Origin of the sequence: Paraburkholderia bengalensis (genome assembly GCF_037126505.1) — a bacterium.
In the GTDB taxonomy this organism is placed as follows: Bacteria; Pseudomonadota; Gammaproteobacteria; order Burkholderiales; family Burkholderiaceae; genus Paraburkholderia; species Paraburkholderia bengalensis.
Window position 1 is genome coordinate 122365 of record NZ_JACFYJ010000007.1, and the last position, 20073, is coordinate 142437.

At 66.7% G+C, this 20073-nt stretch carries 18 protein-coding genes and 2 pseudogenes; 10 read left to right on the top strand and 10 right to left on the bottom strand.

Annotation, left to right across the window (positions count from 1 at the left end; genetic code table 11):
• Positions 1-160: 160 nt before the first annotated feature.
• The 6 genes from H3V53_RS07060 to cobC are packed head-to-tail and all read left to right on the top strand — an operon-like array spanning position 161 to position 6278.
• A complete protein-coding gene (locus H3V53_RS07060) occupies positions 161-1954 on the top strand; it encodes a TonB-dependent receptor domain-containing protein (RefSeq protein ID WP_336597341.1) in 1794 nt (597 codons plus the stop codon).
• Positions 1955-1960: 6 nt separating this feature from the next.
• Positions 1961-3010, top strand: a complete 1050-nt coding sequence (locus H3V53_RS07065; protein WP_336597342.1) for a FecCD family ABC transporter permease — start codon at positions 1961-1963, stop codon at positions 3008-3010.
• On the top strand, positions 3007-3828 hold the full coding sequence (locus H3V53_RS07070) for an ABC transporter ATP-binding protein (RefSeq protein WP_336597343.1): 822 nt from the start codon (positions 3007-3009) through the stop codon (positions 3826-3828). The genes H3V53_RS07065 and H3V53_RS07070 overlap by 4 nt, the downstream gene beginning before the upstream one ends.
• A 21-nt stretch (positions 3829-3849) precedes the next feature.
• Positions 3850-4911 carry a nicotinate-nucleotide--dimethylbenzimidazole phosphoribosyltransferase gene (gene cobT, locus H3V53_RS07075; RefSeq protein WP_336597344.1) on the top strand — a complete coding sequence of 354 codons (1062 nt, stop codon included), beginning with the start codon at positions 3850-3852 and terminating at the stop codon, positions 4909-4911.
• A gap of 42 nt (positions 4912-4953) precedes the next feature.
• The gene (locus tag H3V53_RS07080) at positions 4954-5703 is read left to right on the top strand and encodes an adenosylcobinamide-GDP ribazoletransferase (RefSeq protein ID WP_336597345.1); all 750 of its coding nucleotides are present in this window, start codon (positions 4954-4956) and stop codon (positions 5701-5703) included.
• On the top strand, positions 5688-6278 hold the full coding sequence (gene cobC / locus H3V53_RS07085) for an alpha-ribazole phosphatase (RefSeq protein ID WP_054919619.1): 591 nt from the start codon (positions 5688-5690) through the stop codon (positions 6276-6278). The genes H3V53_RS07080 and cobC overlap by 16 nt, the downstream gene beginning before the upstream one ends.
• 6 nt (positions 6279-6284) lie before the next feature.
• Here the strand turns inward: cobC and H3V53_RS07090 are convergent, their stop codons facing one another.
• From H3V53_RS07090 to cobU, 4 genes and pseudogenes are all read right to left on the bottom strand, one after another.
• Positions 6285-7190: a cobalamin-binding protein gene (locus H3V53_RS07090; RefSeq protein WP_336597346.1), complete on the bottom strand. Its 906-nt coding sequence runs from the start codon at positions 7188-7190 to the stop codon at positions 6285-6287.
• Positions 7191-7195: 5 nt separating this feature from the next.
• Positions 7196-8212, bottom strand: a complete 1017-nt coding sequence (gene cobD, locus H3V53_RS07095) for a threonine-phosphate decarboxylase CobD (protein ID WP_336597347.1) — start codon at positions 8210-8212, stop codon at positions 7196-7198.
• Positions 8213-8224: 12 nt separating this feature from the next.
• Positions 8225-9159: pseudogene (locus tag H3V53_RS07100) on the bottom strand (CobD/CbiB family cobalamin biosynthesis protein).
• On the bottom strand, positions 9156-9704 hold the full coding sequence (gene cobU / locus H3V53_RS07105) for a bifunctional adenosylcobinamide kinase/adenosylcobinamide-phosphate guanylyltransferase (protein ID WP_336597348.1): 549 nt from the start codon (positions 9702-9704) through the stop codon (positions 9156-9158). The pseudogene H3V53_RS07100 and the gene cobU overlap by 4 nt, the downstream one beginning before the upstream one ends.
• Positions 9705-9852: 148 nt before the next feature.
• Here cobU and H3V53_RS07110 point away from each other — a divergent pair.
• Both H3V53_RS07110 and H3V53_RS07115 read left to right on the top strand, forming a co-directional pair.
• A pseudogene (locus H3V53_RS07110) lies at positions 9853-11323 on the top strand (cobyric acid synthase).
• Between the two features lie 124 nt (positions 11324-11447).
• On the top strand, positions 11448-11879 hold the full coding sequence (locus H3V53_RS07115; RefSeq protein WP_054919629.1) for a DoxX family membrane protein: 432 nt from the start codon (positions 11448-11450) through the stop codon (positions 11877-11879).
• An 80-nt stretch (positions 11880-11959) separates the two neighbouring features.
• On the opposite strand, the gene H3V53_RS07120 is transcribed toward H3V53_RS07115, so the two are convergent.
• The gene (locus tag H3V53_RS07120) at positions 11960-13630 is read right to left on the bottom strand and encodes a tetratricopeptide repeat protein (RefSeq protein WP_336597349.1); all 1671 of its coding nucleotides are present in this window, start codon (positions 13628-13630) and stop codon (positions 11960-11962) included.
• Between the two features lie 191 nt (positions 13631-13821).
• Positions 13822-14241 (bottom strand): PaaI family thioesterase, encoded by a 420-nt coding sequence (locus tag H3V53_RS07125; protein ID WP_336597350.1) that lies wholly within the window; start codon positions 14239-14241, stop codon positions 13822-13824.
• A 216-nt stretch (positions 14242-14457) separates the two neighbouring features.
• Here H3V53_RS07125 and H3V53_RS07130 point away from each other — a divergent pair, with 216 nt between their 5' ends.
• Positions 14458-15147 (top strand): ParA family protein, encoded by a 690-nt coding sequence (locus H3V53_RS07130; RefSeq protein WP_336597351.1) that lies wholly within the window; start codon positions 14458-14460, stop codon positions 15145-15147.
• Positions 15148-15196: 49 nt separating this feature from the next.
• On the opposite strand, the gene panD is transcribed toward H3V53_RS07130, so the two are convergent.
• The 4 genes from panD to H3V53_RS07150 form a co-directional block, all read right to left on the bottom strand.
• Positions 15197-15583: an aspartate 1-decarboxylase gene (gene panD / locus H3V53_RS07135; RefSeq protein WP_007588587.1), complete on the bottom strand. Its 387-nt coding sequence runs from the start codon at positions 15581-15583 to the stop codon at positions 15197-15199.
• Between the two features lie 53 nt (positions 15584-15636).
• Positions 15637-16470, bottom strand: coding sequence for a pantoate--beta-alanine ligase (panC, locus tag H3V53_RS07140; RefSeq protein WP_336597352.1), 834 nt, complete (start codon positions 16468-16470; stop codon positions 15637-15639).
• 336 nt (positions 16471-16806) lie between these two features.
• On the bottom strand, positions 16807-17679 hold the full coding sequence (locus H3V53_RS07145; RefSeq protein WP_054919639.1) for a segregation/condensation protein A: 873 nt from the start codon (positions 17677-17679) through the stop codon (positions 16807-16809).
• On the bottom strand, positions 17680-17865 hold the full coding sequence (locus H3V53_RS07150) for a DUF3460 family protein (protein ID WP_054919641.1): 186 nt from the start codon (positions 17863-17865) through the stop codon (positions 17680-17682). It lies immediately after the preceding gene.
• 429 nt (positions 17866-18294) lie between these two features.
• Between H3V53_RS07150 and H3V53_RS07155 the strand changes: the two genes are divergently transcribed.
• Positions 18295-20049 (top strand): autotransporter assembly complex protein TamA, encoded by a 1755-nt coding sequence (locus H3V53_RS07155; RefSeq protein WP_419539447.1) that lies wholly within the window; start codon positions 18295-18297, stop codon positions 20047-20049.
• The last annotated feature ends 24 nt before the right edge of the window (positions 20050-20073 follow it).

Sequence of the window (20073 nt, forward strand, 5' to 3'; positions counted from 1 at the left end):
GGGCGTCCTTGCGTACGCTGCCAGCGCGATGCCGCTTGCCGCTCATGCCCAGTCGACCGCTCATGAGGCCGCTCATGAGGCCGCTCATGAGGCCGCTCACGAAGCCGCTCACGAAGCCGGCCCTCAGGGCCTATCCGCCACATCCGCGCAGCGATCGGACATGCTCCCGTCTGACGTAGACGCGCCGGCCAGCGCGTCCGTGCTGTCGCCTATTGTCGTGACGGCCGACCGTCGCGCGCAGCGTCTCGCCGATGCCATTGCGCAGACCACGCTCTTCGACGCACAGGACATTGCCGACACCACCGCGCGCGATCTGCCCGGCCTGCTGCAGTTAGCACCGGGCGCGCAGATCGTGCGCAACGGCGGCCCGGGCGCGACCTCGAGTCTGTTCCTGCGAGGCGCATCGGCGACGCAGTCGCTGGTGCTGATCGACGGCGTGCGCGTCGACTCGGTGAGCCAGGGCAACGCACAGCTCGAACAGATTCCGCTCGACCAGATCGATCATGTCGAAGTCGTGAACGGCAATGTGTCGGCGCTGTACGGCTCGGGCGCGATCGGCGGCGTCGTGCAAGTGTTCACGAGGAACGGCGGCAATCATCCGCCGCGTTTTCACTTCGACGTGGAGTACGGCAGCTATCACACGCAGCGCCAGGCGGCGGGTGTCGACGGCGCGCTCGACAAGGACGGCCGCACGACCTTCAGCATCACGCTCGCACGCGCGAAGACGGACGGCTTCTCGTCGATCGACCCCGCGCTCGCGAGCGTCAATCCCAATGCAAACGGCTACTTCAACGAGAGTGTGAGCGCGTCGCTGCGCCACAAGCTGACCGACGCGTGGGACGTCGGCGTGCGCTATTTCCAGTCGAACGGCACCGACAGCTTCGACGATCCGTTCGGTCTGCCCACCAATCTCAACAATCTGCACAGCAAGGTGCAGACGGCCTCGGTGTTCGCGAACGGCAAGCTCACCGATGCGTGGACCACGCGCTTGGTCGTCGCGGCGGGCAACGATCGCAGCAACACGGCGCTCAATGGCGACTATCTGTATCGCTACGATTCGGACAACCGTCAATACACGTGGCAGAACGATTTCACGATCGCACGCGATCACAAGCTGCAGCTCGGCTACGAGCATCTGGACCAGACGCTCGACTCGAACCAGTACAGCGCGCCCGATCGTCACGTGAATTCGGCGTTTGCGGGCTACACGGGGCGCCTCGGCGGCAGTCAGATCCAGGCGAACGTGCGGCGGGACCAGTACTCGGATTTCGGCGGGGCCAACAGTTACTATCTGGGCTATGGCTACGACTTCGACGAACACTGGAAGGTGACTGCAAGCTGGTCCGATGCGTTTCGCGCGCCGAGCTTCAATGATCTGTACTACCCGAGCAGCGGCAATCCGCTGATCCAGCCAGAGCAAAGTCACTCCGTCGAAGCCGCGCTGCAATACGCATCCGATGCATTGGGTCTCCTGAAGCTCACCGCTTTCCAGACGCGCTACACGAACCTGATCGACTACGTGCAGACCACGCCCGGCATCTATGTCGCACAGAACGTGGGGCATGCGAAAGTGCAGGGCATCGAAGGGTCGTGGGCGGGTCACGTCGGCAAGACGGACGTGCGCGCGGCGGTGACGTTCCAGAATCCCGTCGACGAAGACACGCACACCGAGCTGAACCGGCGCGCGCGCCGCTTTGCGTCGTTCACCGCGAACCGGTCCGTCGGCAAATGGCGCGTGGGCGGCGAGTGGCTCCTGAGCGGCGAGCGCGACGACAGCGGCGCGCCGCTCGGCGGATATGGCATCGTGAGTCTGTCGGCGCGCTACAACATCACGAAGGCATGGTACGTGGCCGCGCAAATCCAGAACCTGTTCGACAAGGACTATGAACTCGCCTACACGTACAACACGCCGCGGCGCGGCGCCTATCTCACGCTCGGCTGGCAGCAGCTGTAACGCGCGATGAACGGCTTCGCACAACGTCCGCGGGTGCCGCTCGCGCAAGGCATGAGCGCGAAGCGCGCGCTCGCGATCTGGGCGGCGCTCGGTGCGGCCGCGCTCGTCGTCTTCGTCGCGTCGCTGGCGCTGGGCAGCGTGAGCATCGCGCCGCTGCGCGTGTTGGACGCGTTGCTGCCGTCCCACGACACCTCCGCCGATCTCGCCGAGCAGATCGTTCGCACGCTGCGCCTGCCGCGCGCACTGGCGGGCTTCGGCTGCGGCGCGCTGCTTGCGCTCGCAGGCGCGCTGCTGCAGGTGTTGCTGCGCAACCCGCTGGCCGAGCCATACGTGCTCGGCGTATCGGGCGGCGCAGCGAGTTTCGCGCTGCTGGCGATGATCGCGGGCTGCGCGTGGTGGATCGTCGATGCATCGGCGTTCGCGGGCGCATTCGTGTCGATCGTGCTGGTGCTCGGTCTCGCGCGCGGCGCGCTGTGGCGCGGCGAGCCGCAGGACGCCTCGCCGCGTCTTCTGTTGACGGGCGCCGTGATCGCGGCGGGGTGGGGCGCCATCATCACGCTGCTGCTGACCGTCGCCCCCGACAGCCGCCTGCGCGGCATGCTGTTCTGGCTGACAGGCGATCTCAACGGCGGCGGCATGCCGTGGCTCGCGCTCGGCGCACTCTGCGCGGCGCTGACCGCCATCGTGCCCATCGCGCCGCAACTGAACGTGCTGTTGCGCGGCGACGCGGCGGCGCAGGCACTCGGTGTTCCCGTCATGCGCGCACGGCTGCGCGTTTATCTGGTCGCGTCGCTGGCAGCGGCCGCCGCCGTGACGACGGGCGGCACGATCGGCTTCGTCGGGCTCGTCGTGCCGCACATGCTGCGGCTCGCGTTCGGTAACGATCAGCGGATGCTGCTGCCCGCCGCGGCGCTTGGCGGCGGCGTGGCCGTGATGGGCGCCGATCTGCTCGCGCGCACGGTCGTCGCGCCCGCGCAATTGCCCGTCGGCGTGATCACTGCGCTGATCGGCGTGCCTGTGTTTCTGTGGATGCTGCTGCGAAGGAGGCGCGCATGAACGGCCACATGAGCGCACACACGCACGCACAAATCGCGCTGCATGCGCAGCAATTGACGCTGCGCGCCGGCGCGCGCACGTTGCTCGACGCGTTCACGCAAACGTTCGGTCCGGGCGAGCTTTGGTGCATCGCCGGGCCGAACGGCGCGGGCAAGACGACGCTGATGTCGACGCTCGCGGGCCTGCTGCGTCCCGCGCAGGGACACGTCGAACTCGATGGCGCGCGCGTGAGCGACTGGCCGCTCGCGCGTCTCGCGCGGCGTCGCGCGTGGATGCCGCAAGCCTCGCACGATGCGTTCAGCGCGAGCGTGCTGGACGTGGTGCTGCTGAACCGCTTCCCGCATCTGGCGGGTTGGGGCTGGGAGCGCGACGAGGACCGCGCGGCCGCGCATGCGGCGCTCGCCTCGCTTGGACTCGCCGACTTCGCCTCGCGCGACGTGCTGTCGCTGTCGGGCGGCGAGCGGCAGCGCGTCGCGCTCGCGGGCGTGCTGTGCCAGGACGCGCCGCTGCTGTTGCTCGACGAGCCGCTCGCGCATCTCGATCTGCATCATCAGATCGATTGCCTCGAAGCGTTGCATGCATGGACGCGAGGCGGCACGCGCAGTGTGCTGTTCTCGTGCCACGATCTGAATCTCGCGCGCCGTTTCGCGACGCATGCACTGCTGCTCGAAGGCAACGGTATTGCGCATGCAGGACCTGTGCGCGATGTCTTGACGCCGGAACTCGCGAGCCGCGCATTCGGCTATCCGCTCGTGCTGATCCGCGATGGCGACGATGAAGCGCTGATCCCGGCGTTTCGATCGTCGGCGCAAAACTAAACTCTCCACTCCTGAACGAACATGACCACTTCGCTTTCCCTGTCCGAGCTGTTCGATGTGAAGCCGCTCGAACAGACGCTGCGCGCCGACCTGCAACGGATCATCGACCTGAAGACCAAGCCGCCTGGCAGTCTGGGCCAACTCGAGACGCTCGCGCGTCAGATGGGCATGATCCAGCGCACGACGAAACCCACCATCACGCGGCCCGCGATGATCGTCTTCGCCGCCGATCACGGTATCGCGAACGCGGGCGTGAGTCCGTATCCGCAGGCCGTGACGGCGCAAATGGTGCTGAACTTTCTGGCGGGCGGCGCGGCGATCAACGCGTTCAGCCGCGTCGCCGGGGTCGAACTCGAAGTCGTGAACGCGGGCGTCGCGCATGACTTCGCGCCGCACGAAAAGCTCGTCGATATTGCGCTTGGCAAAGGCACGCGCAATTTCGCGCAGGAGCCCGCGATGACCCGCGACGAAGCGCTCGCCGCGTTGCGCGCGGGCGCGCAGCGCGTGCGCCATCACGCGGCGCTCGGCACCAACGTGATCGGCTTCGGCGAAATGGGTATCGCGAATACATCGTCGGCGGCATGCCTGATGAGCCGGCTGTGCGGCGTGCCCATCGACGACTGCGTCGGGCGCGGCACGGGTCTTGACGACGCGGGCCTCGCGAAGAAGCGCAACGTGCTGGCGGCGGCGCTCGCGCATCATCCGGCATCGAATGATCCGCTCGAGGTGCTCGCGACCTTCGGCGGCTTCGAGATCGCGATGATGGCAGGCGCGTATCTCGGGGCGGCGCAGGCGCGCATGACGATCCTCGTGGACGGCTTCATCGCGACCGCCGCGCTGCTGGTCGCCGATGCGTTGTCGCCTGCCGTGCGCGATTATTGCGTGTTCGCGCATGCATCGAACGAGGCAGGCCACAGGCGCATGCTCGATCACTTCGGCGCGGTGCCGCTGCTGGCACTCGACTTGCGGCTTGGCGAAGGCACGGGCGCGGCGCTTGCTGTGCCACTGCTGCGCGCAGCCGTTGCGTTCGTCGACGAGATGGCGAGCTTCGAATCGGCGGGCGTTTCGCAACGCGATGCCTGACGCTTTGCGCCTGCCCGCTACCGACCTATCGAACGTACAGCGATGAACGAACTGCGTTACTTCTTCACGGCGCTCGGCTACTTCACGCGCGTTCCCGTGCCGCGCTGGGTCGGCTACGAACCGCATTATCTGAGCGCGGCGGCGCGTTACTTTCCATTGGTTGGCGCACTGGTCGGCGCGGCGGGCGCCATCGTATACATGGCGGCGCTGCGCATCTTTCCGGCGGGCGTCGCGGTGTTGCTGTCGATGGCGACGACGCTGCTCATCACGGGCGCATTCCACGAAGACGGCCTTGCCGATTGCGTCGATGCATTCGGCGGCGCCTACACGCGCGAAGACACGCTGCGCATCATGCACGACTCGCGCATCGGCGCATTCGGCGCGATCGCGTTGATGATGGCGCTCGCGTTGAAGTGGCAAACGCTCGCCGTCTTGCCGCCGCTACGCGCTGCGTGGCTGATGATTGCCGCGCACGCCGCGAGCCGCGCCTGCGCGATCAGCTATCTCGTCACGCTCGACTACGTGCGCGACGAAGGCAAGGCGAAGCCCGTCGCGCAGCGCATGTCACGCAATGCGTTGTGCTGCGCTATCGTACTGGGTATCCCGTGGCTTTTCTGGCCGCAGTGGCGCGCCGGCTGCATCACGCTCGTGGTGCTGGCCGCGTTGCGCTTCTTGCTGGGACGCTATTTCGTCAGACGCATCGGCGGCTATACGGGCGACTGTCTCGGCTTCGCACAGCAGATTTTTGAACTGGCCATCTACCTCGTGGGACTCGCATGGATATCGTATTGATTCGTCATCCGGCTGTCGCGGTCGAAGCGGGTGTCTGTTATGGCCAGAGCGACGTGGCGCTGGCGGACGCGCCGGAAGCATCCGCGGCGGCCCTCGCGGTGCGTCTCGCGACATTGCAGGTGCCCGCGCCGCGCGTGCTGCTGTCGAGTCCGCTTACGCGCTGCGCGAGCGTCGCGGCCGCGCTGGCCGCGAACTTCGGCTGCGCGGCCAGCATCGACGACAGCCTGAAGGAAATGAACTTCGGCACGTGGGAGTTGAAGCGCTGGGACGGCATCGATCGCGCGTCGATCGATGCATGGGCGGAGAATTTCGAACACGCGCGCGAGCATGGCGGCGAAAGCGTCGAACAGTTCGTGAGCCGGGTGCGCGCATGGTTCGACGTGTTCGAGCAGACACGCGAGCTGACGCCTGCCTATGTCGTCACGCACGCGGGCGTGATGCGCGTGATCGCGGCGACGGTGCTCGGCGTGCCCGTCGAACGCTGCCTGAAATGGTCGATCGACATGTCGGGCTGCGTGTGGCTGCGTCGCGACGACGTGAGCCAGCAATGGTCGCTGGTGCGCTGGAACGCGTGACCGGTTTTAACGGCGGCGCGAACGCGCGGCGTCGAGGTCTGCGCACAACTGCGCCGCGCCTTGCGCAATGCGCGGCGCGGGCCGGTTGATCAGATCGCCGTCGATTGCGAACAGGTTGCCGCGCGCGACAGCCGTCATGCCGGGCCACGCCTTCCACTTGTCGAGCGAAGGCAGCGGCCGGTCGGGTGTTGTCGCGCCGGGTGCGGCCGTGACGATCGCTTCGGGGTTCGCGGCGAGCACGGCTTCCGTCGATACCGTCGGCACGAGCGGCTGCAGCTTCGCGAACACATTGCGCCCGCCGCATAGCGCGATCACGTCGCTGATCAAGTGCTCGCCGTTGAGCGTCATCAACGGGTCGTCCCATACCTGGTAGAACACGCTGACGGACGGCTGCGCCGCATAGCGCGCGCGCAGCTTCGCGATGGCCTGACGGTACGCGCGCGCGGCGGCGTCGGCGGCGGGCGAGGTGCCGAGCAGCGTGCCGAGCTTCGTCAGCGTCGCGGCGATATCGTCGAGGCGACGCGGCTCGCTGACATAGAGCGGAATGTGCAATTCGCGCAGACGATCGAGCTGCTGCTGCGCATTGCCATGCCGCCACACGACGATCAGATCCGGCTTCAACGCAGCGATACGTTCGAGATCGAGCGACTTGTTGTCGCCGACGCGCGGCACCTGTTTCGCTTCGGGCGGATAGTCGCTGTACGTCACCGCGCCGACGAGTTTCGCGCCGGCGCCTGCCGCGTAGATCATCTCCGTCACGTGCGGCGCAAGGCTGATCACGCGCTGCGCGGGTTGCGCGAGCGTGACGGCGGTGGCGTTGTCGTCGTCGACGGTGATCGCCGCGTGCGCGTGCCATGTCGCGGCGAGCGTGCAGGCGGCGCCCAGTGTGCGTAGCCGTCGTGTCAGTCGCATCGGTTCTATCGTTCCGTCATGGCGTGGCGCAGACACGATTCGAGACGCGTCCAGTCGCTTTCCGTTGCGGGCAGGCCGAAGCGCACGCTTGCGGGCTCGGTGAAAAAGCGCGTCCAGATGCCTTGTTTCGCGAGCGCTTCGTGCAGATGCGCGGCGCGTGGGTCGGCAATCCATGCGAAAAGCGGTGTCGAGCGGACCGCGAAACCCTGCGCGCCCAGCAGGGCGGCGAGCCGCGCGCCTTCTTGCACGAGCCGCGCGCGCATGGCCTCCTGCCATGCCACGTCGGCGAACGCAGCGCTGACGGCGTGCCGCGCGGGGCCGCTGACGGTCCACGCGCCCAACGCTTCGTCGAGCGTCGCGAGCAGGCGCGGGCTCGCGAGCACGAAGCCCGCCCGCCCGCCGGCTAGACCGAAGAACTTGCCAGGTGAGCGCAGCACGACGAGTCCCTCGCAATCGACGTGCGCGGCAAGCGACGCCGACGGCATCGCATCGGCAAACGCTTCGTCGACGATCAGCGTGCCGCCGCGTTCGCACAACGTGGCATGCCAATGCAGCAGCGTCGATGCGTCCAGATGCTGCGCGGTCGGATTGTTGGGATTGACGACGACGGCATGCAGCAGGTCGTCGGGCAACGCGGCGCACGCGATGTCGAGCGTCGTCACACGATGTCCCGCGCGCGCAAACGCGGGCGCGTACTCGCCATACGTGAGCGGCGCGATGCCCACCGTGCCGCGTTCGAGCGCAACGGGCAGCGCGCGGATGGCTGCCTGGCTCCCGGCGACGGGCAACACGTGCGCGGCATCGGGCGCGCCGTAGTAGCGCGCGGCGCGTTCGGCAAAGCCGTCGCCGTTGTCGGGCAGACGCCGCCAGGCGTCGGCGGGAACGGGCGGAACGGGGTAGCCGTGCGGATTGATGCCCGTCGACAGATCGAGCCACGCTTCATACGGGATCGCGTAGCGGCGCGCCGCTTCGTGCAGATTGCCGCCGTGCTGGATGCTGTGCGCAGTGTTGGTGTGCGTCATGACGATGGCCGGCTAGCTCTGGAACGGCACGCTCAACAGTGCAAGCGCGATGAACACGGCGAGCCACAGGATGATCGTCCGCTCGACCAGCATCAGCGCCGCTTCGACGTGCCGCGCGCTGGCCGTATGCCCCGCGCCGAGCGTCGGGCGCTGTTCTATCACGCCGTGATAGACCGCGGCGCCGCCGAGCAGCACGTTGAGACTGCCCGCGCCCGACGCCATCACGGGGCCCGCGTTCGGGCTGTCCCAGCGCGGCGCCTGTTCGCGCCAGCATTGCAGCGCGGTGCGCGTGTCGCCGAGCAGCGCGTAGCCGAGCGCCGTCAGACGCGCGGGCACGTAGTTGAGCGCGTCGTCGAAGCGTGCGGCCGCACAGCCGAAACGCAGATAGCGCGGCGTGCGATAACCCCACATCGCGTCGAGCGTATTGGCGAGACGGAACGCGAGGGCGCCGGGCCCGCCGAAGATCGCGAACCAGAACAGCGCGCCGAAGATGGCATCGTTGCCGTTTTCCAGCGCCGATTCGACGGCCGCGCGCGATAGCGCGCTTTCGTCGGCATGCGAGGTTTCTCGCGAGACGATGCGCGCCGTCAGCACGCGCGCCTGCGCGAGATCGCGCTTCGCAAGCGCGCGGCCGATCGGCTCGATGTGATCGTGCAGACTGCGCGCGCGAGCGCGAGCAGCGCGACGTGCAGCGCGCACGCCCAGATGAACGGCAGCGCCAGCACGAGCCATGTCGCGATCGCCACGGGCGGCGCGACGGCGAGCAGCCATGCGGCGATGCCGAGCAGCCGGCCGCGCCGCCCGGTGTTCAAGGCGCCTTCGATCTGCGTCGCGAGTCGGCCGAAGCCGACGAGGGGATGCGCGCGGCGCGGCTCGCCGAACCATCGGTCGACGGCGACGGCCGCTGTGGCAAGTGTCGCGACGAGGGGCAAGGACAGCAGCATCATGCGCGGCTCGCCGGTTTCAGCTGCAACGGCAAGCCCGCGACCATCATCGTCGCTTGCGTGCTGATGGCCGCGACGCGTTGATTGAGTCGTCCGAGTTCGTCGAGGTAAAGTCGCGTGGCCGCGCCGAGCGGCACGACGCCCAGGCCGATCTCGTTGCTCACGACGATGATCTTCGCGCGCGCCTGCGCGAGCGTCGTTTCGAGTGCTGCAAAGCGGTCGGCATAGTCGTCAAGCGCCGGCGAGCCGTCGGCGGGACACAGCAGGTTCGCGAGCCACAGCGTCAGGCAGTCGATCAGGATGCAATGCGCGGGCGCGTCGATGGACGCAAGCGCCTGCGGCAGATCGAGCGGCGCTTCGACGAGCGCCCAGTGCGCGGGCCGCCGCTCGCGATGATGCGCGACGCGCGCGGCGAATTCGTCGTCGCCGATGTGCGCGGTCGCGATATACGTGACGGGCAACGCGCTTGCGCTCGCGAGTTGTTCGGCGTGCAGGCTCTTGCCCGAGCGCGCGCCGCCAAGGACGAAGGTGAGATCGCGGGAAATCATCGCGTGATTGTACCGACAAGGTCATGACGACAGCGCGCAAGCAGAAGTGCGATGGGATAATGCGGGCTTCTCCTTCGATCCGTTGCCGAACGTGTCAGCCTTCCCTCCCGTATCGCCCGAATTGGCCGACGTGCCGCACGGCACGCTGATGATTCAGGGCACGACGTCCGACGCGGGCAAGAGCACGCTGGTCGCCGGACTGTGCCGCCTTGCACGTCGCGCGGGCGCGCGCGTCGCGCCGTTCAAGCCGCAGAACATGGCGCTCAACAGCGCGGTCACCGTCGACGGCGGCGAGATTGGGCGCGCGCAGGCATTGCAGGCCGTGGCTGCCGGCATCGACGCGCACACCGATCTGAACCCCGTGCTGCTCAAACCGACCAGCGACCGCGGCGCGCAAGTGATCATCCACGGCAAGGCGCGCATGAATCTCGATGCCCGCGCGTATCACGACTACAAGCCTGTCGCGTTCGAGGCGGTGCTCGAGTCGTATGCGCGCCTGCAAGCGTCGTACGACACGATCTTCGTCGAGGGCGCGGGCAGTCCCGCCGAGGTCAACCTGCGCGATCGCGACATCGCGAACATGGGTTTCGCCGAAGCCGTCGATTGTCCCGTCGTGCTCGTCGCCGATATCGATCGCGGCGGCGTGTTCGCGCATCTGACGGGCACGCTCGCGTGCCTGTCGGCGAGCGAGCAGGCGCGCGTGCGCGGCTTCGTCATCAACCGCTTTCGCGGCGACATCAGCCTGCTGAAACCAGGGCTCGACTGGCTCGAAGCGAAAACGGGCAAGCCGGTGCTCGGCGTCGTGCCGTATCTGCACGGCCTCACGCTCGACGCTGAAGACATGCTGCCGCGCGAACTGCGCGCGAAGCATGCGAACGGCGCGAGCGATTCGGACGTGCTGCGCGTCGTCGTGCCCGTGTTGCCGCACATCAGCAATCACACCGATTTCGACGCGCTGCGCACGCACCCGCAAGTCGACTTTCATTACGTGCGCGCGGGCAGCGTGCCGCCCGCCGCCGATCTGATCATCTTGCCGGGATCGAAGAACGTGCAGGGCGATCTCGCGTTCCTGCGTGCGCAAGGCTGGGATGCCGTGTTGCGGCGTCATCTGCGTTATGGCGGGCGCGTGATCGGCATTTGCGGCGGCATGCAGATGCTCGGGCGCGAAGTGGCTGACCCGTACGGCGTCGAAGGGCCGCCCGCGACGGTCGCCGGGCTGGGCTGGCTCGACTTGTCGACGACGCTGACGCGCGACAAGACGCTGAAGAACGTGACGGGACGCCTGGCGGCCGACGCCGTGGCGGACGTCACCGGTTATGAGATTCACATGGGGGAAACGCGCGGCCCTGCGCTCGACGCGCCCGCGCTGCTGCTCGACGACGCGGGCGGCCGCACGCGCCCCCGACGGCGCCCGTTCCGCCGACGGCCAGATTCTCGCGACCTACGTCCACGGCCTGTTCGACACACCGGCCGCGTGCGCCGCGCTGCTCGCGTGGGCGGGCCTCGCGCAGGCCGAGCCGATCGACTATCCGGCGTTGCGCGAAGCGTCGCTGGAACGTCTGGCCGACACGCTCGCCGAGCATCTGGAGCTGGCGCGCCTGTGGGCGGCTGTCGGCTGATTCCTTCTCAACTGGAATCAATCTAAGCCGATAGGACGATTTTTCCCCCGCCGAGGTTCGAATAAAGTCCGTTCCATCGACGGTGCATTCCGCGCCGTCCAACCCGTTCAATCGAGGAACCGACATGAATCCGACCACCAGCCCCAAAGCCGAGCTTGCCGCGACGATCCTGCGCGTCGCGCTGGGCGTGCTGTATCTCGCGCACAGCCTGCAGAAAATCTTCGTTTTCACGCTGCCGGGCACGGCGCAGTTTTTTCAGTCGATCGGTTTTCCCGGCTGGCTTGGCTACCTGACGGCGTTCGTCGAACTGGCGGGCGGCATTGCGCTGCTGCTCGGCGTGCAGGTGCGCTGGGTCGCGCTCGTGCTGCTGCCGTTCATGCTCGGCGCGATGTCCGTGCATCTGCCGAACGGCTGGGGTTTCGCTTCGCCGCACGGCGGCTGGGAGTATCCGGCGTTCTGGGCCGTCACACTCGTCGTGCAGTCGCTGCTGGGTAATGGGCTGTATGCCGTCGGTGCCAAGGCTGCGCAGCTGACGCCCGCTCGCAAGGCGGCTTGAGTCGCCCGCTTGTGCGATGCCGGCGGGCCAGGACCATTGACTGCTGATGGAAGCCGTCTCCCCCGACAGCCTCGTGTACTTCAGGCGCGCCAGCGCCGCAACGCATCGGCCATCCGTTCGGCCACATCGCTCCAGTCGCGCGTGTCCGACTGCCTGAACAGGCGCATCACGCGCGGATACCACGGCGAATCGTCCCGCTCGAGCAGCCAGCGCCAATCGGTCCAGTCGCGCGGCAGCATCAGCCAGCACGGCTTGCCAAGCGCGCCCGCGACGTGCGCGGCGGCCGTGTCGACGGAAATCAGCAGATCCAGCTGCGCGATGATGGCGGCCGTGTCGGCGAAATCCTCGATGGCCGCGCCGAGATGGACGATCGGCTGACGGGCGGGCGGCGCAGCGGCCTCCTGTTCGCCCTGGCCTTTCTGCAAACTGAAGAACGACACGCCGGGCACAGCCCATAACGGCGCGAGCGGCGCGAGGCCGGGAAGGGAGCGGGTCGCGTCGTGCTGGTTTTCGGCGAAGCCCTTCCAGACGAGGCCGACTTTGAGCCCCGGCGCGTCGGGTGTCGTCAGATGTTCGCGCCAGCGCTCGACCCGCGCCGGCAACGCATGCAGATAAGGCAGCGCGGCGGGAATGGTGTCGAGTGTCGTGCGAAAGCGCAGCGGCAGGCTCAGCGGGTAAGTCCAGTAATCGTGCCGCCCGACTTCACCGCTGTGGGTCTTGACGTCGTCGACGCCTTCGATCGTTTCGATCAGCGGTTTCAGCGGCGCAGGGCACATCAGCGTCAGATGACGCACGCCGAGCGCCTTCAGAAGCGGGGCGTAGCGCGCAAACTGCACGCAGTCGCCATAGCCCTGTTCGTGCCACAGCACGAGCGATTTGCCTTCTAGCGATTCGCCTTGCCACATCGGCGTGTCGGCGGGCGGCGGGACGTCCTTCGGGCGGCGCTGCGGCGCGTAGCGTGCTTCGGCGTGCGACCAGCCTTCCTCGAACCGGCCTTGGGTCAGCAGCAGAACGCCGAGATTGAAACGGGCATCAGCGAAGTCCGGCGCGAGCGCGAGCGTCTGCCGATACAGGGTCTCGGCTTCGCCGTAGCGGCCGGCGAGCTTGAGCGCCGTCGCCAGATTGTGCAGCGCGTCGCGATGATCGGGTTGCACGGCGAGCGCCCGCCGGAATAGCGCTTGCGCTTCGTCAAGCCGGACGCTGCGCAACAGCGCCATGCCGAGGTTGTACAGCGCGTGGATGTAGGTGCCGTCGATGTCGAGCGCGCCGCGAAACACGGCTATGGCCTCGGCCAGGCGGTTCTGGCTCATCAGCAGCGTCCCGAGGTTATTGCGTGCAGCAAGCAGCCTGGGATCGAGTTCGGCCGCGCGGCGATAGGCGGCTTCGGCTTCTTCGGCGCGCGAATCCTTTAGCGCTTCAGCCAGATGGAAATGCGCGAGGCTGCAGTTTGCATCGATCGCGATGGCGTGGCGGCAGGCCGCTTCGGCTTCCTGCGTCCGTCGGCGGCGCACCAGCAGATCGGCGAGATTGGCGTAAAAGTGCGGATCGTCTTTCAGCGCGATTGCCCGGCGAATCAGCGCTTCGGCTTCGATCCATGCGTCTCGCGCCGACAGCACGACGCCCAGCAGATGCAGCGCATCGACGTGATGCGGGTGGTGTTCGAGGGTGTCGCGATAGCCGCGTTCGGCCTCGTCGAGGCGGCTCGCAAGGTGGGCCTCGAATGCGGCCTGGAAGTCGGATGCTGGAGACATGCTGCGGTGATAACGGATGATCTGCGGGAACGCCAGTGGCGCGCCCGATCATACGCGTCCGTTAGCGACCCCGGACCGCCCGATTTGTCGTAAATCGTCATATCCGGCCAGCTTCTCCGTATGGGCGCCGCGGCATCCCGGCGCGGCTTGGGCGAACGTCCGCCGGCCGCCGGCCGCTTCGTGCAGGCGCTTCAGTACAGCACGATCTGCGTGCAGCGGAAGAGCGCCATCGTCTTGCCGTCCGGCCCGGTGACGGTCGCGTCCCAGACCTGCGTGCTGCGTCCCAGATGCACGGCTTTGGCGACCGCGCCGATCGTCCCCTCCCTCGATGTGCCGAGAAAGTTGCTCTTCAGCTCGATCGTCGTGAAATTGACGGCGTTATCGGGCAGGTGCGCGAGGCATGCGTAGCCGCAGGCGGTGTCGGCGAGCGCCACGATCGTCGCTGCGTGCAGATAGCCGTTCGGCGCTAGCAGGTCGCTGCGCACGGTCAGTTCGGCCGTCAGCGTGCCTTCTTCGAGAGCCGTCGCGCGCACGCCCAGCAGCGCGGGCAGCGAGCCCTTCTGGCGTTCGTGAAGACGGTCGATCGTGTAATCGCTGCGCAGTTTGCTCATGTCGTTGGTACTCGCAAAAAAAGGGCGGGAAGCATCCCTCAAGGGCATAGGGACTTCGGCCTGACGGGTTTTGCCGATATTATCAACGGCTAGAACAATCGGCCCGCGCGGCTCGCCAGCGTATGGACCACGTCGGCGGCGCCGCGTGCATGGGCGGGCCGGAAGTCGAGCGGCAAACCGGCTGGCCTGGAGCCAGCCCTCTTCCCGGGAGAATTCATGACGGTAATCGTGGTGGCGAATCCAAAGGGCGGTGTGGGCAAGAGCACACTGTCGACCAATCTGGCTGGCTATTTCGCGGCTGAAGGCCAATGGGTCGCGCTCGCCGACCTGGACCGGCAGCAGTCCGCGCACGCATGGCTCGATCTGCGTCCGGAAACGTTGCCGGCCATCGAAACCTGGCAGGTCGATCCGGACTCGCCCGCCAAGCCGCCCAAGGGGCTCGAGCAAGCCGTGATCGACACGCCCGCCGGACTGCACGGCAACCGGCTGAACGTAGCGCTGTCTCTCGCGGACAAGGTGATCGTGCCGCTTCAGCCGTCCATCTTCGATATTCTCGCCACCAAGGAATTTCTCGAACGGCTCGCGAAGGAAAAGGCCGTGCGCAAAGGCGCAATCGAGATTGGCGTGGTGGGCATGCGGGTCGATGCGCGCACGAAGTCGGCGGATCAGCTGCACCGCTTCGTGGAAGGTCTCGATCTGCCCGTGCTCGGCTATCTGCGCGATACGCAGAACTACGTGCAGCTGGCCGCACATGGCCTGACGCTGTGGGACGTCGCGAAAAGCCGCGTCGAGAAGGATCTCGAGCAGTGGGAGTCGATCACCGCGTGGGTCGACGACAAACGCGCGGGCGGCAAGGGCACTGGAAACGGCAACAGGAACGGTGCCGGGAGCGGCAAGAAAGGCTGAAGGCGGCCGGTCGTGGCGGCTTCCGCCTTGCCCGTGTTCGCAGGGCCGCCTAGCTCCAGCTTTGCGTGGGCACGTGATCGCGGCTGCCCTTGATCACGTTGTTCTCGTCGACAAACACCAGATCCGGCTTCCAGCCGGCCTTCAACTCTTCTTCGTCGACGTTCGCGAACGCCGCGATGATCACCAGGTCGCCCAGTTGGGCGCGCCGCGCCGCCGAGCCGTTTAGCGAGATCATGCCGCTGCCGCGCTCGCCCTTGATCGCATAGGTCGAAAAACGCTCGCCGTTATTGATGTTCCAGATGTCGATGCGCTCGTTCTCGACGATATTCGCCGCTTCGAGCAGATTCTCGTCGATCGCGCACGAGCCTTCGTAGTGCAGTTCGCAGTGCGTGACGACCGCGCGGTGGATCTTCGACTTCAGCATGTTGCGTTGCATGGCCATTCCTTGAGCCGCGCCGAGCCCGAGTGCCGCGGCGCCGCGATTGTGGTTCAGATTTCGAGATTGTCGATCAGGCGCGTCGCGCCGAGCTTCGCGGCAGCGAGCACGACGAGCGGCGCGTCCAGTTCGTGGGCGGCGGGCGCGATCAGGTTGGCGCGCTTGCGGATCGCGATGTAGTCGGGTTTCCAGCCCCTTGCCGCCAGCGACGCGACGGCTTCCTGCTCCAGTTTCGCGAAATCGCGGTTGCCCGACAGCACGCTCTCGCGCACGCGCTGCAGCGTGGCCGCGAGCATTGGCGCTTCGGCGCGCTCGGCTTCCTGCAGATAGCGGTTGCGGGAGCTGAGCGCGAGGCCGTCGGAGTCGCGCACGGTTTCGGCAGCGACGATGTCGCACGGCAGCGCGAACTGCTCGGTCATGGCGCGCACGATCATCAGCTGCTGGTAATCCTTCTTGCCGAACACGGCCACGCGCGGCTGCACGCACGACATCAGCTTCATCACGACCGTGCACACGCCCGTGAAGAAGCCGGGCCGGAATTCGCCTTCCAGAATGTCGCCGAGGTCATGCGGCGGATGTACGCGGTATTCCTGCGGCTGCGGATACATGTCTCGCTCGGTCGGCGCGAACAGCACGTAGACGTTCTCCTTCTGCAGCTTTTCGATGTCGTCCTGGAGCGTGCGCGGATATTTGTCGAAATCCTCGTTCGGACCGAACTGCAGACGATTGACGAAGATGCTCGCCACGACCGGGTCGCCGTGCTGGCGCGCGAGGCGCATCAGCGACAGATGGCCTTCGTGCAGGTTGCCCATCGTCGGCACGAAGGCGGTGCGGTTCTGGCCGCGCAACTGGTCGCGCAATTCCTGGATCGAGCTGATGACTTTCATGTTCGGGCGATGTTGTGAGCGTTGCAGGCGGCCGAACGGGCGGCTGCTCGGCTCGCGGTTGTCTCGGTCGCGCGAAACGACGCGCGGTTTCGTGGTGTCCGCGCTGCGCCGCGGGCGGCCCGTCCGGCTGGAGCGGTTTCGAAGCGCGGGATTGTAAGGGATTTATTGCCGTGCTGCACCGATTCGGGGCGGCCGGGTGCGTGTCGAAATTTCCCGTTATTTGAACGGAAGGCGTTGGCGTTCGGATATCGGGAAATGCCCGTTGCGGATTCGTGGGCGGCCGCGGCGCGAGCGAGCTGCAATGACTGTCACTCCGTAGCGCCTTGGCCAGCCTTGTCAGGCGGGCAGGTAGGCGAGCCGCACGTAAATCGGCGCGAACGGCTCGGCTTGCGTGATTTCGATCAAGGATTCACGCGAAAGCTCAAGCATTGCGATGAAGTTCACGACGACGACGGGTACGCCGCGCGTCGTGTCGAACAGTTCGGAAAACTCCATGAAGCGGGCCGTCTGCAGCCGGCGCAGGATCACGCTCATGTGCTCGCGCACGGAGAGTTCCTCGCGCGAAATCTTGTGGTGCTGGACGAGCTTCGCCCGCTTGATGACGTCGGCCCACGCGGAGCGCAGGTCGTCCGTGTTCACGTCGGGAAAGCGCGGCGTGATGCTCTGCTCGATGTACACCTCGGCGCGCAGGAAGTCGCGTCCGAGCTGCGGCAACTGATCGAGGCGCTGCGCCGCGAGCTTCATCTGCTCGTACTCCAGCAGGCGGCGGACCAGTTCGGCGCGCGGGTCTTCGGCCTCTTCGCCCGTGTCCGCCTTCTTCACGGGCAGCAGCATGCGCGACTTGATCTCGATCAGCATGGCCGCCATCAGCAGATATTCGGCGGCGAGTTCGAGATTGGTCTTGCGCAGCTGTTCGACATAGCCGAGATACTGGACCGTCACTTCGGCCATCGGAATGTCGAGCACGTTGAAGTTCTGCTTGCGGATCAGGTAGAGCAGCAGGTCGAGCGGGCCTTCGAACGTCTCGAGAAAAACTTCGAGCGCGTCGGGCGGGATGTACAGGTCCTGCGGCAGCTTGAACAGCGGCTCGCCGTACAGGCGCGCGAAAGCGATGCCGTCGACGGTGTCGGGCGTCGAATCGGTGGCGGGCGCGGCGAGCGCTGCGTCGGACGGGTCCTGGGCGGCGCGGGCCTCGTCGGCGGTGGTCACTTAGAAGTTCTGGTAGTAGACGTACGAGGTCTGCTGCACGCGTGCGGCCTGGTTGGAGGCGCGCTCGTCGAGGTCGATGGGCTGCTTGTCCCACAGCAGCGCGCGGCCGCGGCGCTGTTCGTCTTCCAGATTGGGCTTTTGCTGCTTCAGTTGATTCAGGAACTGCGTGATGTCCGATTGATACATGGCTCGACGTCCGTGAATGATGGTGACGGCGCCCGGATCATGCGCGCTCGCGCGGAGGCCGCCGGTGCAGAAAAGGATTTTACCGCAAGCCCGCGAGCCCCAAGCGAAAAGTCGGCGGAACCGCGCGCAGTCTCGCGCGTCCAAGGCGGGCGCCTCGTGGCAGCGTGCGCTTGCACGCGGCTGTGGGCAGCGCTTGCGAGCGCGTGGTGCAAGGTTTGTCCCGTAAATTGCTCGTTTGCGCCAATGTGGTCAAATAGCGGGCGTTCCCGCTGCGCCGTGACGGGCCGGGAGTCGGCATTTCTTCAACAAATCGTCAAAAAGAGCCGGAGGTCGTGTTTGGCGGGGTGGGCCATCGAGCGGTCGTGCAGACGCCGCAGCGAAATCACGGTGAAAGACCGCCGCGCGATGCAACCCGCATCGCTCGCGGCGATGCTGCTGCGCGCATGCCTGTCGTGCGGGTTCTGCGTGCTGCTGCTGGCCGCGTCGCATGCACATGCCGCGCGCGCAAAGCCGGTGTACAAGGTGGAAGTCGAGGCGGAGCCGCGCTCCCTGCGCAAGCTGCTCGAAGAGCACCTGGACATCTCCCGCTTCGCGAAACGCGACGACATCAGTCCCGAGCAGTTTGATTTCCTCGTCACGGCAACGCCGCAGCAAGTGCGCGATCTCGCATCGACGGAAGGTTACTTCACGCCCGTCGTGCGGACCGACGTGCGCACCATCGACGGCAATAAGCAAGTGCGCGTGTCCGTCGACCCCGGCCCGCGCACGACGATTTCGTCGATATCGCTGTCGTTTCGCGGCCCCGTGCTGACGGAAGATCCCGAGCAGGAAAACAAGACGCGCTTCGCGTTCGCGCTGCACGAGGGCGAGCCGTTCACGCAATCCAGCTGGGACGAAGCCAAGGACGCGTCGCTGAAGGCGCTGCAGTCGCGGCGCTATCTGGGCGCGAAAATCTCGCGCTCGGAAGCGCGCATCGACCCGCGCACGCACGACGCGAAGCTGTCCGTCACCTATGACAGCGGCCCCACGTTCACGATGGGCAAGCTCGAAGTGGAGGGGACGCGGCGCTATCCCGAGCGCATCGTCGAAAACGTCAATCCGATCTCGCCGGGCGAAGTCTACGACGTGCAGCGCATCACGGAGCTGCAGCGCCAGTTGCAGAACACGCCGTACTACGCGAGCGTCGCGATCGACGTCGGCAACGACACGGCCAAGCCGCTCGAGACGCCCATGCACGTGAAAGTCAGCGAGTATCCGTACAACAGCGTGCGCGGCGGCGTCGGTTATTCGACGGATACGGGCGCGCACATCCAGGGCTCGTACTCGTATCTGGACACGTTCGGCGCGGCGTGGCCGTTTACCGTCGCCGGCCGGCTCGACCAGATCCAGCAGTACGGCCAGGTGACGCTCGCCATGCCGCCCGGCAGCCGCGGATGGACCAACAGCGCGCTCGCGTCGTACACCAGCACGAACGTGTCCGATACGCGCATCTACAGCTTGCGGGCGGGCTTGCAGCGTACGCGCACGTCGCAGTTCATCGACTACGCGTACTCGATCCTCTACTACCAGGACAGGCTGGACCAGAACACTCAGGCGCCGACCACGAGCCGCGCGCTGGTGCCCGCGTGGTCATGGACGCGCCGCAATACCGATGACCCGCTGTTCCCGCGCTCGGGCAATCTGATTCACGTCGAGGCGGGCTTTGCCGTGAAGGGCGCGCTGACCGACCAGACTTTCATTCGCGGCTACGCGCGCGGTCAGCAGTACGTGCCCGTCGGCGCGCGCGACCTCGTGCTGTTTCGCGCGGAGCTGGGCGGCGTGTTCACGAGCGGGCCGTCGAGCGGTGTGCCCGCGTCGCTGCTGTTTCGCGCGGGCGGCTCGAACTCGGTGCGTGGCTACGGGTATCAGAGTATTGGTAACAACGTCGGCGGCTCGATTCTGCCGACCAAGTACCTCGTGACGGGCACCTCCGAATATCAGCACTGGTTCAACCGGGACTGGGGCGCGGCTGTGTTTTTCGACATCGGCACGGCCACCGACGCATGGGGCGAAAAGATCTTCTATCCGGGCGTGGGCGTGGGCGCGCGCTGGCGCAGCCCCGTGGGCCCGGTGAATGTCGACCTCGCGTACGGCACGCGCAATCGCAGCGTGCGGCCGTATCTGACGCTCGGCATTGCGTTCTGACATCACTTTGAATCCGACAGCATT